Source organism: Microcoleus sp. Pol12B4, assembly GCF_036701385.1.
Taxonomy (GTDB): domain Bacteria; phylum Cyanobacteriota; class Cyanobacteriia; order Cyanobacteriales; family Microcoleaceae; genus Microcoleus.
Genome location: NZ_JAUBQR010000027.1, coordinates 15,768 through 30,655 on the forward strand (window position 1 = coordinate 15,768; position 14,888 = coordinate 30,655).

Annotated in this window: 8 protein-coding genes; 5 read left to right on the top strand and 3 right to left on the bottom strand. The window is 44.0% G+C overall.

All coding sequences use genetic code 11. From position 1 onward, the window contains the following. Nucleotides 1-12: 12 nt before the first annotated feature. Complete coding sequence (locus QUA38_RS06135) at nucleotides 13-624, bottom strand: 2OG-Fe(II) oxygenase (protein WP_333160121.1); 612 nt, start codon at nucleotides 622-624, stop codon at nucleotides 13-15. 636 nt (nucleotides 625-1,260) lie between these two features. Here QUA38_RS06135 and QUA38_RS06140 point away from each other — a divergent pair. From QUA38_RS06140 to QUA38_RS06155, 4 genes are all read left to right on the top strand, one after another. Then, nucleotides 1,261-1,620, top strand: a complete 360-nt coding sequence (locus QUA38_RS06140; RefSeq protein WP_333160123.1) for a group 1 truncated hemoglobin — start codon at nucleotides 1,261-1,263, stop codon at nucleotides 1,618-1,620. A 441-nt stretch (nucleotides 1,621-2,061) separates the two neighbouring features. Continuing rightward, on the top strand, nucleotides 2,062-4,398 hold the full coding sequence (locus tag QUA38_RS06145; RefSeq protein WP_333160125.1) for a glycoside hydrolase family 31 protein: 2,337 nt from the start codon (nucleotides 2,062-2,064) through the stop codon (nucleotides 4,396-4,398). Nucleotides 4,399-4,866: 468 nt separating this feature from the next. Next, complete coding sequence (locus tag QUA38_RS06150) at nucleotides 4,867-9,087, top strand: WD40 domain-containing protein (RefSeq protein WP_333160127.1); 4,221 nt, start codon at nucleotides 4,867-4,869, stop codon at nucleotides 9,085-9,087. A gap of 75 nt (nucleotides 9,088-9,162) precedes the next feature. Beyond that, a complete protein-coding gene (locus tag QUA38_RS06155; protein WP_333160129.1) occupies nucleotides 9,163-11,028 on the top strand; it encodes an ABC transporter ATP-binding protein in 1,866 nt (621 codons plus the stop codon). A 32-nt stretch (nucleotides 11,029-11,060) separates the two neighbouring features. Here QUA38_RS06155 and QUA38_RS06160 read toward each other — a convergent pair whose 3' ends face one another. Next, nucleotides 11,061-11,480, bottom strand: a complete 420-nt coding sequence (locus tag QUA38_RS06160; protein ID WP_172187549.1) for a hypothetical protein — start codon at nucleotides 11,478-11,480, stop codon at nucleotides 11,061-11,063. Nucleotides 11,481-11,770: 290 nt separating this feature from the next. Here QUA38_RS06160 and gnd point away from each other — a divergent pair, with 290 nt between their 5' ends. Next, on the top strand, nucleotides 11,771-13,225 hold the full coding sequence (gnd, locus tag QUA38_RS06165; RefSeq protein ID WP_333160132.1) for a decarboxylating NADP(+)-dependent phosphogluconate dehydrogenase: 1,455 nt from the start codon (nucleotides 11,771-11,773) through the stop codon (nucleotides 13,223-13,225). A 60-nt stretch (nucleotides 13,226-13,285) separates the two neighbouring features. On the opposite strand, the gene QUA38_RS06170 is transcribed toward gnd, so the two are convergent. After that, nucleotides 13,286-14,770 (bottom strand): alpha-amylase, encoded by a 1,485-nt coding sequence (locus tag QUA38_RS06170; RefSeq protein ID WP_333160134.1) that lies wholly within the window; start codon nucleotides 14,768-14,770, stop codon nucleotides 13,286-13,288. Between the last annotated feature and the right edge of the window lie 118 nt (nucleotides 14,771-14,888).

A 14,888-nucleotide genomic window follows, 5' to 3' on the forward strand; every position in this document is an offset into this window, starting at 1 on the left:
ACATAATAAACATTACTTGCTTTTGGCTTTCACGGCCCTAGACTCCACTGTGAATCCGGGAATATCTTGCAGTTCAGTTTCGCTCAAACTGTACTGTTCGCAAACCAAACTCAAACGAGTTCCGGTACTTTTAACGGCGTTGACAGAGTGAGTCAAATCTCCTTGAAAATAAATCAGCGAGTTGGCTTGCGGCTTAATCTGCCCGACTTGCTGTTTGTTGCGCCGCAGTATCAACTCTCCCCCTTGCAAGTTCGGCGGCACTTGTACGTACAAAACGCTGACGGCTGCGGGAGGTTCAACAGTTTTGCAGTACGATCGCAAAGATCGATCGATATGCGGATCGACGCGGGAACCTTCACCCAGCAACAAAGGGTTGAGGTAAAAAGCATTGCATTCAGGCTGTAATGCTTGGTCTAGATAGGGTTTGAACAAAGGGAACCGCCGTTCAACTTCGGCGATTTCCGAACGTTGAAACACCACGGAAAACCCTTTTGTGCCAATGAAATCGCGATTGAGGTTGTTGATTGCTAGATAAGGGGAGGCTAGAATTGCTCCTCGTAAGTCGTTGAGGTAGTCGAGCGAGAAAGCGTTAGGATGTTGGCTATAGTATTTCAAGGCACTCAAAAATCATCAAAGTTTAAGGAAACAGCAGATAGAAATGCAGCAATCACTCTGACTTGGGATTGCTTCGTTCCTCGCGGAGGACATAATAATCTTAATTTCAGTCCGCGTACTTAAGTCAAAGGTTTTTCTTAACTGCGGGCGATCGCCCGGAAGTGTCGCAACCGACTAGCAACGGTAGAATATCAGTATACAGGCGATCGTTGTGGTGATTCGATTATATTTCCAATTCAATTATACATAATGCCGCTTAGCAGCCGCTCGCCCATTTATTTTAACTTGTCCAATTGCAGGGGCGAGCCTAATTTCCGCGATCGCATCCAGCCTCTGTTTTATCACCGATTTCTTGAGTTTGCTAGCTTTAAAACCGATGGGTGTTGGCGCTTTGTAGGAAACATCTTGCTAAAAAAAGCAATCCGTGCATTAGGTCAAAATGCTGGGAGGGCGATCGGCAAAATTTAAGTGGCGATAGAACGTTAATAAAGTTTACAAATAGAGGGTGGTCTAAAAAATACGAGCAGTCGCAACAGTTACTAAGTAATTATTTTAGATTAAATTAATATTTAACCGAGTGGAAAAAAGCAAAGCTGCCAGCTATAATTAAAGAGTAAGTGAAAAAAAATAACTCGCTGAAACGATATGGCAACAACATTGTACGAAAAAATGGGTGGAGAGCCAGCGATTAAAGAGATGGTGGATGATTTTTACCGCGATGTTTTGGCTGACGAGATAGTGAGCCATTTCTTCGATCATACAGACATGGAAAAGCAGCGCCGCCATCAAACTGCTTTTATCTCTTATGCCCTCGGTGGACCCAAGCAATACTCAGGCCGTTCTATGGAGAAAGCCCACGCAGGTTTGAATTTACAGCCTGAACACTTTGATGCAATTGTGAAGCATTTGACAGATGCAATAGTTGCCCACGGCGCGTCCCAAGAGGATCTCGATGAAGCGCTAGGTAAGATCGCGACTTTGAAAGAGGCTGTTTTGTACAAGTAAGATCCAGTGAAGAAAAGAGGGTTTTTGCAGCCACTAGAACACTGATAAAAGTGGAGATTTCGTAATTGTGCAGCGAAAGCTCCACTTCGTTTTTGGCCGCATATAATGAACCGCGAAGATGCGAAGGAAGAGAAGAGTTCACAATTGAGGCGAAGATGGCTAGAGTTATTTAACTGATATCCCGTATGAGTTATGGGAATCAATCGTGAGCGATATTATAGCCCGTTTAAGTTATTTTCGGCTGGGTTTATGGATACCTGTTTCATTTTTTATAGTAGCTTATTCGGCTAGCCACGGTATGGCTAAAGTATATTTTACGGGATTTGTTCATTTACTTGAAATGCTGACAAGTTGTATTCCTCCTTTAGCTAGATGACGGCAGTTAAGTGCGGATTGCACGATCGGTTTACTAATTGCCAATTACCAATTACCAAATCGTATATGCCGCAATACTTCGGAAAACTTCAAAAAACCGAACAGCCTTGGTCAACAATCGGTTCGGTAGAATCCATAAATAAAACCGATCGCACCTTTCACTTTAATTGCGGCGAAACTTCCCTAAACCTCAGCATCCTCGCGCCGAATTTAATCAGAGTGCGAATGTCCCCGACAGGTGAATTCAAAAGCCGAGCGCACTCAATAACTGTCCCTGACGAAGAGTGGGAAATCACACCATTTGAAGTGCGAGAAACACACGAAAAAATAGAAATTGAAACAGCACAAATAACGATTTCTGTAAAGCGATCTGGCTCTGCAATCGAATGCTTTGACAAATCGGGAAAACCCTTTGCTAGCGACTGCGATCCTAGTATGGGATGGCGCACCGGCGCAACCGCAGGCTGGAAGCGCATCGAAGCAGACGAACACTTCTACGGTTTCGGGGAACGCACCGGCTTTCTCGACAAACTCTCCGAAGTCAAGACAAACTGGACAATAGACGCGCTTGACTACAATTCCCTCAGCGATGAAATGTACCAGGCGATCCCATTTTATATCGCCCTGAATCCCGATCGCGCTTACGGCATCTTTTTCAACACGACATTTTGGAGTCAATTCGACATCGGCGCCCAACAACCGGGAGTTTTGCGGATGGAAACCAGAGGCCCGGAACTCGACTACTACATCATTTACGGCCCGGAACCCGCCCAAATTCTCGCCACCTACACCCAGTTAACCGGCCGGATGTCGCTTCCGCCAAAATGGGCGCTGGGATACCACCAATGCCGCTGGAGCTACGACTCCGAGGACGTTGTGCGGGAGTTGGCGAAGCAATTTCGCGATCGGGCCATTCCCTGCGATGTCATCCACCTGGATATCGACTATATGAACGGCTACCGCATTTTTACCTGGAGCCCGAAGCGTTTCCCCGATCCCGCGAAACTGATCGCAGACTTAAAAGCAGCCGGTTTTAAGGTTGTCACCATTGTCGATCCCGGTGTCAAGTACGAACCGGAAGGGGATTATGAAGTATTCGATCGGGGTGTGGAAAATGACTATTTCGTCCGCACCGCAGAGGGAAGGCTATTCCACGGTTACGTTTGGCCCGAAAAAGCGGTGTTTCCCGACTTCTTGCGGCCAGAGGTGCGCGAGTGGTGGGGCGAATTGCACAAAAACCTTACAGATATGGGCGTTGCGGGGATTTGGAACGACATGAACGAACCTTCGATCGCCGAACGGCCTTTTGGCGATGGCCACGAACACATCTGGTTTCCGCTGGATGCACCGCAAGGCCCGGAATCCGAGGGCGCAACCCACGCGGAAACGCACAATTTGTATGGGTTGATGATGGCGAAAGCTTGTTCGGAAGGGTTGCAAAAAGTGCGATCGAACGAGCGATCTTTTGTGCTGACGCGATCGGGTTTTGCGGGCATTCAGCGTTACTCCTCGGTATGGATGGGCGACAATCAATCGCAGTGGGAATACTTAGAAATGTCGATGCCGATGCTTTGCAATATGGGGCTTTCCGGCGTGGCGTTTGTCGGTTGCGACATCGGCGGTTTTGCGGAGAATGCAACCGCCGAAATGTTCGCGCGGTGGATGCAGGTGGGAATGCTGTATCCCTTGATGCGCGCTCATTCGGCGATTAGTACGGCGCAGCACGAACCGTGGGTTTTTGGCGATCGCACTGAGAAGATTTGCCGCGAATACATGAATTTGCGCTATCAGTTGTTGCCTTACATTTACACGTTGTTTTGGGAAGCAGCGACGGCGGGAACGCCGATTTTGCGACCGTTACTGTATCATTTTCCGCGCGATCGGGCAACTTATCACCTTTACGATCAAGTATTACTCGGCCCGTCGCTGATGGCTGCACCTGTTTACCGCCCGGGAGTTGAGCATCGCGCCGTGTATTTCCCGGAGGGGACTTGGTACGATTGGTGGACGGGTGAATGCTATCAGGGCCCGATGCACATTTTAGCCTATGCACCTTTGGAGAGAATGCCACTTTACGTGCGGGGTGGGGGCATAATTGCGATCGCACCTGTGAGGCAATTTGTCAGCGAAGAACCGCTTGAGTCATTGAAAATGCGAATTTGGCCCGGAAGCGGTGAATGGACGCTTTATGAGGACGACGGACACAGTTTTGAACATGAAAAAGGTGTCTCGGCAACGACTAATTACAAGGTGTATTTGGAAGGGGAAAAAATCATCGTTGAAATTGCCGCGCGCGAGGGTCAATTTTCGATATCAGAACGGGAAGTTATTGTGGAAGTTGTTGGCGTTGGCGAACAGCGATTTACAGATGATGGTACTGTGCGGCGTTTGACATTTGGATAACTTTGGCATAAAGCGGTTTATGCTATGGTGGGATTGATTCAGGGCGATCGCTCGATCTGGTAGAGTTTGAGATGGAAAGGGCGATCGTATCATGGAAAATAGGTGAGTCTGTGATTCCGGTGTGGTGCGATCTAATTCATCAGCAATGGGCGGGTAGGTTGAATGGGTAGGTGCGAGCTCCAAGAGTGTGCTTCCTGCAGGGTGCACCTAGATACAGAGATTAATATCATCAGCTTTTTCAGCTTGATGGTGAAAAATGTTCGTTATGTTACAAATTTGGCGGTGGTGGGTTACGGCAGGGCAAATTAATTATTTGTTTTGACGCTATCCGTTATTGCCCGTGCCTAACCACCCCAGTTAGATGAGATTTTATGAGCACCACATTTACGGGAGAACCCTATCACCTAGCTAATTTGTTGCTTGTCGCTGCCAAAAAATCAGAAAGTGAATGATTGGGAGAGAAATAGAATGTCTACAACAATTGAACAAGTTAAGAAGCAGTTATCTAGTCCAAGTGAGCAAGAAAGACTTGCTGCTTTATCAGAGACTCTCAATTATGGTCAACAAGGTTTAGAACTATTGATTGAACAGTCTATCAAAGATCCATCAGACCGAGTTAAACAATTTGCCTACAGAGTTTTTCGTGGTGATAATTCTTGGTTGATGGAAAATACACCAGAAAACTTAATTAATTGCCCAACAGATATTATTACTTGTCTAGCAATAAGTCCAGATAATACTATTTTAGTAGGAGGGAGTTGGAAAAAGATTTGGGTATGGGATTTGCAAACGGGGGGAATAATTCGTAGTATTGAAGGACATTTGCACTGGGTTTTGTCTGTGGCTATTAGTCCTGATGGAAATACATTAGTTAGCGGAAGTGCAGATAAAAATATTAAGGTATGGAATTTAAAAACAGGGCAAGTTATTCGCACGCTCAACGATCATTCTAGTTGGATTACTGCTGTTGCTATCCCTGCTGACGGAAAAAAAATTGTTAGCGGTAGCACAGATAAAACCATCAAAATATGGGAGCTAAATACAGGTAAGCTAAGTAAAACCATAAAAAATGAAAAGGAACTATCTTCTGTTTTGAGCTTATGTATTAGCCAGGATGGAAAAGTTATCGCTTGTGGAAGCACTAATAATAAAATTACATTATGGAATTTAGATAGCGGTCAACTCATAGGCAGTATTGAAGGGCATTCGCCTTGGATCCAATCTTTAAGTATTACTTCAAGCAACACAACCTTAATTAGTGGAAGTCGTGATGGGGTTATCAAATTTTGGCAATCCAAAACTGAAGAAGTGTCTTCAAATCAATCAGCTTCTGTTTTGGGGAAAGGTTTAGTAGATGTAGCAGCTACTGTAGCGGGATTTTCATTAGGAGGGCCTATAGCTGTCGGGGCTTGGGTTTTAGGTAGAGTTATTGTTGGCGCATTAGATAATAAAGATTTGTCTACGTTACCTCTTCAAAATTTAGAATGCACCAAGACTTACCCAAATAATCAATCAATTAATTCTTTAGATTGTAGTGTCGCTCAAAATATACTTGTAGTAGGTTTTTCCAAAGAGATTAAAATCTTTGATTTAAAAGATTATAGAATAATTTACACTCTACCAGAACAACCGGGTTTTATTAGCTCTGTAGTTGTTAGTCCTAATGGAAAAATTCTTGTCATTGCGGGTAAAGATTGGGTAACATTGTTAGAAGCAAAAACCGGAAAGGCACTCCATGCTATTAAGGGTTGTTCTTACCCAAAATTAAGCAAGATTGTTATTATTGTAGAACCTCCCCTACAACTTCTCTATGGTCAATCTAAACGTTTTACAGTTAAAGGTTATGACCAGAATAATATAGAGATGAACCTTAACAATAAAGATGTTAAATGGAAAAGTGCCGGTGGTGAAATAGAACAGGGTTTATTTACCGCAGGTCAAAGAGAAGGAAGATTTGAAGTTAAAGCAAAGATAGGCATTTTTGAGGCTTCTGTCCCAATTACTATTATTTCTCCTCCTACAATTACAGAGATTTGTGTTACTCCTTCTAGCATTACTTTAGCATTTAATAATCGTCAACAATTTACAGCACAAGTTTTAGATCAACGACGAAATCAGATGCAGGAAACTGTATTATGGGAAGTAAGCGGAGGGGGGAAAATTGACCAAAATGGCAATTTTATAGCTGGAAGCAAGCCAGGTAAATTTGAAATCATAGCTTCAGTCAGTTCAATTCGTCGAGTTATTTCAATTACGATTATTGAACCTCCGAAGCTAAAAGAACTAATTATTACATCCTCAATAGATCAATTAGAGTTTGGGCAGAATTTTCAGTTTGAAGTGAAAGGCTTAGATCAGTATGGTAACAACATACAAACTGGAAAAGTTACTTGGTCAGCAATTCGTGGAAACATTGACAATCGGGGCAAATTTTATGCTGGAGAACGAGAAGACACTGTTATGATTGAAGCACGTGTAGGGACAATTAACACTTGCACCGAAATTAAAGTTTACGAACCTTCTCGGTTAACATTCCTAGAGATTTTCCCTTCATCTGCTATTTTAGAGCCAGGAGAAAGCCAAAAATTTAATGTGGTTGCTTTAAATCAACGACGAGAAGACATATCTGTCAGCGATATAGAATGGAATGCAACAGGTGGCTTAATTGATCACACTGGAAATTTTTGTAGTGGAGAACAGCAAAAAGGTAATTGTCAAGTAACCGTCAAAGTAGGACATTTAAGCGCTAACGCAGAAGTTACTGTTATTCCTGTTCTGAGAGGGCTAAAAATATCTCCTGAACAGGTAGAAATTAAACCCGAAGAAAAATTTACTTTTACTGTAACTGGATTAGATCAGGTAGGCGATTCTTTAGAAATAACGAATGTTAGATGGACAACTACGGCGGGTGGATCAATTACCGATAAAGGAGCTTTTAAAGGTGATTATAAAAAACGCGAAGTTACTGTTACCGCAAAATTAGGAAAACTTAGCGATACAGCTAAAGTTATCCTCCTGCCTGTTTTAAGAGGTTTAGAAGTTCAACCTGGTTTTGTTTATCTTAAATCAAGCGAACATCAAACATTTGTTGTTAAAGGATTCGATCAATTCGGCTCTCCTATCGCACCAGGTGAGGTGTATTGGGAAACAACAGGAGGTAAAATTGCTCAAGATGGTACATTAACTTTTACTCAGAATGAGCAGGGTTATTTTCAAGTAACTGCAACCTCTCAATTAGCTCCCAAGTATACACAAGAGATAAGAAAACTCTTTTTATATACTGGAATTTCTAGCAGAATAATATCTTACTTGATTTCTTATCAACCGCTGCTCCAAGAGATGTTTGCTTTAGATTCAGGTTCAACCGAGCCCGAAGAACATTTAGATGATTCAAGATTAGATTCAGTTTCAACAGATACCGATGAACACTTGGATGATTCAATAGTGGATGAGACACAATTAGAGATAAGTACACAGGCAACCCAAGAGACGGATACTATACTAGAAGCTGACGAACAACTAGATATAGAGGTTGCTATACCAACAGATATTGATACAATTGTAGATACAAATGTATTAGATTTTGATACCGCTTTAAAAGGGTGGTTTTTGAAAAAGCTGCGAAAGCTAGTAGCTAGGATATTCTTCTCTATCAGTCGTTTCTGTTTAAGTGAAGCGAGTGCAAACTTACGTGCTTCTGCTGATGTCTTTGTTTTGGCTGTTGAATATAATCCCTATCAATATTTTAAATGTCTTAATATCCTCAATGGTCATTCGGGATTTGTTCGTTCTTTGGCCATTACACCAGATGGACAAAAACTCATTAGTGGTAGTTGGTACCATCCTATAAAAATCTGGGATTTACAGACAGGATACCTACTTAATACGCTAGAACCCCATACAAGCGATGTTGAATGTTTTGCTATTACTCCAAACGGGCAAACGCTTGTTAGTGCAGATTGGGATAACACCATTAAAATTTTGGATTTAAAGACCAACGAGTTACGACACTCTCTACCTTGTTCAAATCAAGTTTATTTCGTGGCAATTACACCCGATGGGCGAAAGTTAATTAGTGTAGAAGAATCCAACATTATTCAAATATGGGATTTAAACAACCAAGATTTTTTAAAAAATCTGGGAACTAATTCATTACACTCTCGGCACCTTTATGGGTGGAATCGTAACTCTATTGTTATTTCTCCCGACCAACAAAGAATAATTGTGGGAAGGGAAATTATCAAATCCTATGATTTAATAACCGGAAAATTGGTAACTATCATAGGAAGGAAGTTAGGATATATTTATGCTTTGGCTATTACACCAGATGGTAAAACACTCATTAGCAGCCATGACAAAAAAATAAAAATTTGGGATTTAACGGCGAAGAAATATCCAGATGTTCGGCTGACTTTAAAGAGTTCTGCTGAAGGAGTCTATGCTCTTACACTTACACCAGATGCTCAAAGAATTGTATCGGCGGGTCGTAGAAAAATAAATGACGATTATGAGTCGTTTATTGAGATATGGGACTTAAATACTGGAGAAAAACTTCACTCTATAAAAGAGTATTCTACAACCGAGAGTTACGTTTGTTGCCTTGCAATTACGCCAGATGGAAAACAAATTATCAGTGGTCATCGTGATGGAACTATTCGTATATGGGGAATACCAGAGTTGAGTCTGTAAAAATAGATCCTGAAAAGCACCTTTGTTATAATATACCGTCCGGGGATGACTAGACCCGACACCTACCCACAAACTATGCAACCCATCCAAATTACCACCTTCCAAGCTTTGTGGCGCAGCTTTGGCCTGATAATCAAAGCCGCACCAATAGAACTCCGCCATTTAATCATACTCAACATCATCGCCGGTGCTGCCCCATCTGCCGTGCTATTTTTAGATAAATTAATCATTGATGAAGTATCTCGGTTGCTGTCGCAAACCCAAACAGCACAGCCCCTTGCTTTGATGCTTTCCCGACCAATATTGCTGTGGAGTATTGCCGGAGTCTTAAGTCTTAGGTTAGTCGGCGATGCCCTAGACACAATGAGCTCTTTTGCAGCGACATCTTTGCGCGATCGCGTTCAAGGCTTTGTCGAAGGAAAAGTCCTGGAAAAAGTCGCTAATTTCGACGATATTGCCCTGTTTGAAAACCCGGAACTATTAAATATAGTAGAACTAGCAAAAACCGGAGTATTCAAAATACAGCAACTAGCATTTACCATCAGCATGACCATCACGGGAATTTTTATATTTATTCCATCGATAGGCCTTGCTGCAGCGATAGCTTGGTGGGTGCCAGTGGTGATGTTGATTTCATCCTGTCCCTCAATTTACATCCAAAGAAAATATAGCAAAATCATCTGGAGAGTTCAAAGAAAGCAAGCTAAAATCAGCCGCGAGATGAACTTATCCGCTAGAGTCTTGACGGGCGAAGAATATGCTAAAGAATTGCGTTTGTTTGGGTTGCAAGAACTTTGGCTCAAACGCTGGCAGGATCAGTTTTTGCAATTTTTTAGCGAGATGCAGCAAATCCGAAAAAAAGGAGCAATTGTTTTACTTTTGTGGTCAGTGTTTAGTAGAATCGGAGTAGCTTTGCCCTTTGTTTATGTGGTAATGGGAGCTTTGGGTGGTCGCTATACTTTGGGAGATTTGGCGCTGTATTCTGGTTTGATTGTTCAGGTGGAGCAAAGTTTGCAATTACTTATAGGCAATTATGCTAATTTGTACGATATTTCCCTCGGCGTTAGTCCGATTTTTCAACTTTTGGAACTCAAACCAGAATTGCAGTCTCCGCTTGGGGATGTAGCATCTCGCCTGCCTAGTTTACCAGAAGACGGGCTAGATTCCCGCCCCACAAAAGATAAAATTGGCATCGAGATTAAGCATCTATCTTTCTGCTATCCCGGTAGCACTAAAAGCACGGTTGAAGATATCAACTTAACGATTAATCCGGGTGAAATGCTAGTGCTTGTTGGTGAAAATGGCGCGGGTAAAACAACTCTTGGCAAACTCCTCGGTCGCCTGTACGATCCGACAAGTGGTACGATCGCCTGGAACGGCAAAGATTTGCGATCGTACTCTCTAGCATACGTGCGATCGCGCATCGCCGTCGTCATGCAAGATTACGCCCGTTTCCCCTCCACAGTTCGCGAAAACGTCGGTTTCGGCGACTTGCTTTCACTGTCGGATGACAGCGCAATTAACGAAGCTATTTCCGAAGCAGGCATTAGCGCAAAAGTCAATAGTTTAGAGCAAGGTTTAGAAACACCGTTGGGGAAACAATTAGAAGACGGCATAGACTTATCGGGGGGACAGTGGCAAAGAATTGCGATCGCCCGCGCCTTAATGCGGCTTGACACAGCCGAAGTGCTAATTTTTGACGAACCAACCGCCGCCCTCGACCCCAAGACAGAACACGAAATTTACAGCATCTTCCGCCAAATAGCCGCCGGGAAAACAACCATAGTCATCAGTCACAGATTGGGATTAGCAAAAATAGCCGATCGCATCGCCGTCATGGAAAACGGTAAAATAGCAGAAATAGGAACTCACGACGAATTGATAGAATTAGGCGAAATTTACTATTCAATGTTTACCCGTCAAGCTAGCAGCTATCTTTAGTCAACAGTCAACAGTCAACAGTCAACTGTTGACTATCTCCCCGTCAGCGTATCCGCATAAGGATCGGGCAAAGCTTGCTGCACTTCAAGCGACAAAGAATCTCCAGTCAACGGTTGGCTAATCAAATTTTTTTTTACCCCATCCCCCCGGCGATCGCGCTCTTGCAACTTCAGCAATTCCTCTTGATAAAGAGCAACAATTCGCCCTAAACTCACCACCAGATCATCCCAATTATCATCTCCTACCAACTTCTCAGAAATTCCTTCAAATAACTCTCCCGCTTGCCTTTTTTGAACATAAGCTTTCAACAGCTTTCCCGACTTTTGCAAAACTGCCTGATAAATCTCCCCATCAGACCACCACAGCCCCTGTTGACTCAGCAGCCAAGTCAAAATATACTCGCGAGCGTGTTGCTCCTTCACCCAGGCCGCGAGATACTGCAAATCTTCCATAGTTACAGTCTCCTAAATCTTGCTCAAAATGTCCGCTTGTTTGTATCTACCGTTACTGCGATCGACATAATACCTGCCTTATCATCACCTGCCCGCGTCATTAATATCCCTTAAATCTTAAAAAAACCCTACTGATTTACCAAACAGCAATTCTGGGAATATAAAAATAAACTTAAACCTCCTAGGTCTATTGTCCAATACTTTTAGTCCACCGGAAAGCGCTACACCCCGCCTCGCTTTCCTCTCTCGCAAACCTATCATCAAGCGGGAACAACCAGCGGGTTATTAGCATGACAAAGCAAAATTTTGGTTTAATCGGTCTAGCCGTGATGGGCGAGAACCTAGCACTCAACGTCGAAAGCAGAGGCTTCTCCGTGGCTGTGTACAACCGCACAGCAGCCAAAACCGACGACTTCATGGCCCTGCGCGCCCCCGGCAAGAACATTGTAGGCACCAAGACTCTGACAGAATTCGTCGATGCCCTAGAAACCCCGCGCCGAATCTTAGTCATGGTGCAAGCTGGGAAACCCGTAGATGCGGTCATCGACCAGCTCAAACCCATGCTGTCACCGGGCGACATGATTATTGACGGCGGCAACTCGCTATACGACGACACCGAACGCCGCACCAAAGATTTAGAATCGATGGGACTGGGATTTGTCGGCATGGGCATCAGCGGCGGCGAAGAAGGCGCGCTGAACGGTGCTAGTTTGATGCCCGGTGGCACCCGCACTGCTTACGGCCTACTAGAGCCAATTCTCACCAAAATTGCGGCTCAAGTAGATGACGGCCCCTGCGTCACATTCATCGGCCCTGGTGGCGCTGGCCACTACGTGAAAATGGTTCACAACGGCATTGAGTACGGGGATATGCAGCTCATTGCTGAAGCCTACGATTTGCTAAAAAATGTTGGTGGATTGAACGGCCAGCAGTTGCAGGAAGTTTTTGCCGAATGGAATACCACAGACGAACTCAACTCGTTTTTGATTGAAATTACGGCTAATATTTTCAAGTACAACGACCCGGAAACTAAGCAACCCTTAGTTGAGGTAATTATGGACGCAGCCGGTCAAAAAGGCACCGGCCGCTGGACTGTTATGAGTGCTTTGGAATTGGGCGTGAGCATTCCCACAATTATTGCTGCTGTAAATGCAAGAATCATGTCTTCTTACAAAGACGAGCGCGTTAAAGCTTCCCAAGAACTGACCGGGCCTAGTGGCAAGTACCAAGGCGATACTAAAGAGTTTGTGAACAAAGTCCGGGATGCGCTTTACTGCTCGAAGATTTGCTCCTACGCGCAAGGCATGGCACTTTTGAGCGCGGCATCGAAGTCGTACAACTATGACTTAAGTTTGAGCGAAATTTCCCGAATTTGGAAGGGTGGCTGTATAATTCGGGCTGGATTTTTGGACAAGATTAAAACAGCTTTCAAGGACGATCCCACGTTGCCGAATTTGCTGTTAGCGCCGGAGTTCAAACAGAGCATTCTCGATCGCCAATCGGCTTGGCGGGACGTGTTAGCGACTGCTTGCCAACTGGGGATTGCAGTGCCAGCATTTAGCGCCTCGTTGGACTATTTCGATAGCTACCGGCGCGAAAGATTGCCGCAAAACCTCACGCAAGCTCAGCGGGATTATTTTGGGGCTCACACCTACGAACGTACTGATAAACCGCGTGGCGAATTCTTCCACTCTGAGTGGACGCAGACTGCTAAAGAGTCGCTGCAAACCGGTACTACCGATTAATTAATTTTTGTAGGGTGCGTTTCGGCGCACCTTACAGATACACAATGAGATTACTGGCAACTAATTTTTTTCCTGAACCCACACGGATACTGAACCGCCTTGACAGCGAAACTCGCCCCAACCCCACTCGTTAGTAGAAACAGGTTCCTGAATATGCCCTGTTAAGTCCACAAACTTAGCATGAGGTTTACCAACTTCCATCCACTTGAAACCCTCCGGGCCGTCACTCATAATTACTGCCATTGCCTGTGGATGTTTCCCATTGCCCAATCTCGTCCAGCCAATGGTATTCCAATGATCGAAATAGTCATATTGATGGCCGTAGGCGAAGTGTTTGCGAGCATGGAGCAACTTGTCAATTAGCGATCGATGAGAGGGCATAACAATCTTATATCGATTGCCATCACGCCCCCAATCTTCATATTCTGCACCGTAATAATCGCCGTAGAAAACGCAGGGATAACCTTCTCTTCGCAATAGAATAATCGCATAAGCAAGAGGTTTAAACCAGGGTTCTACAACAGATTCAAGTGCTTGCAGCGGTTGGGAATCGTGGTTTTCGACAAACGTTACTGCATGAGTCGGTTGCTGCTGCATCATTGTACCGTCTAAGATGCGCCGCATATCGTAGTTACCACCCTGTTGGCTGGCGTAATGAAAGTTGTAATGCAGTGGCACATCAAAAACTGACATTTTGCCCTTAACTGAACCGACATACCAGTGCAGGATATCGATATTTGGTGCCCAATACTCACCGACAACAAACAAATCTTTGCCGATATATCCCTCCAATTCATCCAACCATTCTGGAAAAAACCAAGACGATATGTGCTTGATGGCATCTAAACGGAAACCGTCGGCACCTGTTGTGTCGAGATACCACTTACCCCAGCGTGTAATTTCATCTCGTACCGATTGATCCTGGAAATCCAGATCGCACCCCATTAAATATGCAAAATTGCCATTTTCTAGGGAAACATAGTCATCAAAAAATTTCCCTTCTACCAAATAGACTGTACTGCGATCGTCTGGAGTGTATTCGTTGTAGTCTACTGCGTCAAAATGCCACCAGTGCCATTCAAATTGGGAATATTTACCTTTGCGTCCGGGAAAGTTAAAATTGGTGTAGCTTTTGATTTCTTGCAATCCACCTTTGGGATTTAGCCGATTGTGGTAAGGATAAGGAGTTGCCTTAAATATTTCTGCTGCATCTGCACCCATTTTGTGGTTGATAACTACATCGGCATAGACTTGGATCTGAGATTTGTGCAGGGTGGCGATCGCATCCAGATATTGCTGCTTAGTACCATATTTGGTGCGAATTGAACCTTTTTGGTTGAATTCTCCCAAATCAAATAAGTCGTAAACCCCATATCCAACGTCGCTTTGCCCACCCATTCCTTTGTAAGCAGGGGGCAGCCACAGTGCCGTAAAACCCGCATCTGCTAATTCTTGTGCTTGATTTTTCACCTCATCCCACAGGGTTCCTCGATCGGGAATGTACCAGTGGAAATATTGCATCATCGTGCCGTTGATATCTGCCATTTTGCACCCTTGCCTTGAGAGGATACTGACAATTTCAACCGATCTTAGGCTACAGCCTTGCCCATTGTCACTGTATCCGCATTAATTTTTTCTAAAACTCCGGTTTGGGTGTGATTAA

What these genes read in the sequence shown, in the direction of transcription:
- QUA38_RS06145 (WP_333160125.1), top strand. Translation starts at nt 2,062, where the DNA reads ATGCCGCAATACTTCGGAAAACTTCAAAAAACCGAACAGCCTTGGTCA.
- QUA38_RS06155 (WP_333160129.1), top strand. Translation starts at nt 9,163, where the DNA reads ATGCAACCCATCCAAATTACCACCTTCCAAGCTTTGTGGCGCAGCTTT.
- QUA38_RS06140 (WP_333160123.1), top strand. Translation starts at nt 1,261, where the DNA reads ATGGCAACAACATTGTACGAAAAAATGGGTGGAGAGCCAGCGATTAAA.
- QUA38_RS06150 (WP_333160127.1), top strand. Translation starts at nt 4,867, where the DNA reads ATGTCTACAACAATTGAACAAGTTAAGAAGCAGTTATCTAGTCCAAGT.
- QUA38_RS06160 (WP_172187549.1), bottom strand. Translation starts at nt 11,480, where the DNA reads ATGGAAGATTTGCAGTATCTCGCGGCCTGGGTGAAGGAGCAACACGCT.
- QUA38_RS06170 (WP_333160134.1), bottom strand. Translation starts at nt 14,770, where the DNA reads ATGGCAGATATCAACGGCACGATGATGCAATATTTCCACTGGTACATT.
- gnd (WP_333160132.1), top strand. Translation starts at nt 11,771, where the DNA reads ATGACAAAGCAAAATTTTGGTTTAATCGGTCTAGCCGTGATGGGCGAG.